At 36.1% G+C, this 1,303-nt stretch carries 1 protein-coding gene; it reads right to left on the bottom strand.

Annotated features, from left to right (window positions below; translation table 11 throughout):
- Positions 1-13 precede the first annotated feature (13 nt).
- Positions 14-1,165 (bottom strand): ISAs1 family transposase, encoded by a 1,152-nt coding sequence (locus I2I13_RS24380; protein ID WP_099147672.1) that lies wholly within the window; start codon positions 1,163-1,165, stop codon positions 14-16.
- Between the last annotated feature and the right edge of the window lie 138 nt (positions 1,166-1,303).

Consider the following 1,303-nt stretch of genomic DNA (forward strand, 5'->3'; position numbering starts at 1 on the left):
CAGGGCAGACGCATTAAAAATCATTATCCTGTAAAAGTTTTGATAAATATTTTTCATCCCACCCAGCTTTTAGCCTTTTTAGATTCATACTTCCTTTAGTTGTTTTATCCTTCTTCAGGATAGTAAGTGCCATTTTTGTTGCTGCGGAAAAGTTTCTGGCTGCATTTTTGACCTTTTTACTATAGTCTTCTCGAAAGGTAACATCCAGTTGCCAATGCAGATTATTTTCAATAGACCAATGCTGTCTGATGGCAGAGGAAATTTCGTCCGGTTTGGTATTATCCATTGAAGTTACATAGTATCTTACCTCTTGTGTATATTCTCCTGTTGCCACTATTGTTCTTTCCGATTTTATCCCAACAACAGACTTCAGTCCCACAAGTTTCTTTTTAAACATTTTTTCCATTATAGGTCCATAACTAACTACAGTACAAGTTCTTGTCTCTATCCTTCCATGTCCGGTATTTTGGGACACATGCCTGGTGACTCTATTGATTATTTCGTCTTTATCCTGATAATCTTCAATGATCTGTTTGGCCAGTTGATAGTTTTTCTTCTTGTTATCCTTTATAGCTATAATATAATTTGCGTCACGCTCAATGATGGTCCGTGTTATATCTGTCTGGCAGCCCATCGCGTCAATTGTGACAATGCAATCATTGAGATCCAAAGAGTTTAGTAACAATGGAATAGCGGTAATTTCATTACTTTTATCATCCACCTTCACTTGTCCTAAAGAAATTCCATTGGCAGCGGACCATGCGGAAACCATCCATAATTTGAATCCTTCCTTTCCCGTCGTATGTTCTCCGTCACATTTACTTGGACCACGCATAAGTTTGCCATCTATAGCTATAACCCCTTTCACCTCCTGACAGACTTGTTTGACCCAATTACGGAAGATCAACTCAAAATATTCGGGCTTTATGATGCTAAAGAATCTATTAAAAGTATCATGGCTGGGTATGAACTCCAGATTAGGTATGCGACTTTTGAAAAAAGCAATTTTGGCATTGCCAAATTCCTCAATCTCATTCCAGGATTGGGCACCACAAATTACAGCAGCAATGGATATATAGACGATGGTTTCCATTTTATGGACTTTTTTACGGTTCATTCTAGGATCTTCTATTTGTTTACAAAGGTCAATTATCCCTATTTTCATGTTAGTTTATGTTTTATAATATCTTATAAAGATAAGGAAAATAGTCGAAATAAGAAAGAATTAATAAGTTAATAATCAATCATATAAATAGAATAAAAACAGGAGTGGGATAGTAAAAAATATAATGCGTCTGCCCTG

The sequence above is a fragment of the Bacteroides sp. D55t1_190419_B8 genome, from assembly GCF_015558905.1.
Taxonomy (GTDB): domain Bacteria; phylum Bacteroidota; class Bacteroidia; order Bacteroidales; family Bacteroidaceae; genus Bacteroides; species Bacteroides vicugnae.